The sequence below is a fragment of the Streptomyces sp. NPDC001933 genome, assembly GCF_042890955.1.
GTDB lineage: Bacteria > Actinomycetota > Actinomycetes > Streptomycetales > Streptomycetaceae > Streptomyces.
This window is the reverse complement of the sequence record NZ_JBIASS010000122.1, coordinates 1-1,324: the sequence shown is the minus strand read 5'-3', so window position 1 is coordinate 1,324 and position 1,324 is coordinate 1. Positions and strand designations below refer to the sequence as shown.

At 68.1% G+C, this 1,324-nt stretch carries 1 pseudogene; it reads left to right on the top strand.

The window, feature by feature from the left end:
* Positions 1-567: 567 nt before the first annotated feature.
* Positions 568-1,324, top strand: a pseudogene (locus ACFYY7_RS45700) (hypothetical protein); the annotation flags it as partial.

Below are 1,324 nucleotides of genomic sequence, written 5' to 3'. Positions count from 1 at the left end.
CCCATCCGCATATCTCACACACCACGGGATACAACCACCACACCCGGCCTATCAAGGACTTCGCAAAAGTTCACCCTGACGAGCCGAAGTCAGTAGGCGGGCGCGGCAGCAAAATTGGGTCATCTGCCCAGTCGTCCGGTGGCCGGTGAGTGAACAACACTCAGCGTCATGGAATCATTACCTCCGCCTGTCGCCACTCGTCCCCCCGCGGCCGCAAGGCTTCTGTCACACGGTCACATCTGACGGATCGCCTCGATCAGTCCTGGTTTCCCGACGAGGCCAGGTTCCGGGACGAACCCCGCAGGCCGACCGACCGGTGCCAGGTCACTGCCGCCAAAGCGGGACGCGCCGTTCGGGGCCCGGCGCTGTACCACCGATCCGCCCGAAGCAGCACTGGCCGGCACCCACCCCATGCATCGCCGCCATTCGGTGCGATGGGCAATCCCCGCAACCGCGCGGTATCCGCGCGCATTCTCCCCTCGAAGAGGTCATTGCCGCATGAGAACGTCACCACCGGCCGGGGCATTCAGGCTCCCGGTCCACCTGACCATCCCCATACTCCGGCGCTTGCCACACCGTTCACATCGCACGCTCACGGCGCTGCTGGCCACGGCCTGCGTGGCCGGGACGCTCGGCATCCCCGCCGTCGCCGCCGCCGAAACGCCGGCCACCCGGGCGAGCCAGCCGCAGCAGAACGGCCCCGTTGTCGCCACGCACAAGCTCACCCTCGTCACGGGTGAGGTGGTGACGCTGGAGCGCCATGCCGACGGCTTGCAGGCTGCGACGGTCGAGCCCGCGGCCGACGGCACCCCGGTGGCGTTCACCACCCTGAAGGTGGGCGACGAGGTCTATGTCATCCCGGACAAGGCACAGCCCTACCTTGCCGCGAATGAGCTCGACCGCGAACTGTTCAATGTCACCAAGCTCGTCGAGTACGGCTACGACGACGCGCACCGCCCCGCCGTACCGCTGATCGCGACCTACCCGGGCGCGCCGGGCAGGGCCGGCAAGGCGCTGGGGAAGGCCGCGCCGGCCGGTTCGGTGAAGAAGGACGAGCTGCCCAGCGCCAATGCGGTGGTGCTGCATGCCGCCAAGAAGAAGTCGGCGACGTTCTGGGAGGCGGTCGACGACGACAGCACCGCCACGGCGAAGGCACCGAGGCTCGCCGGCGGGATCAAGAAGCTCTGGCTCGACAAGCCGGTGCATGTCGCTCTGGACCAGAGTGTGCCGCAGATCGGTGCTCCGGAGGCGTGGGCGGCCGGCTATGACGGCACCGGCATGAAGGTGGCCGTCCTCGACACCGGTATCGATCCCGGCCACCCGG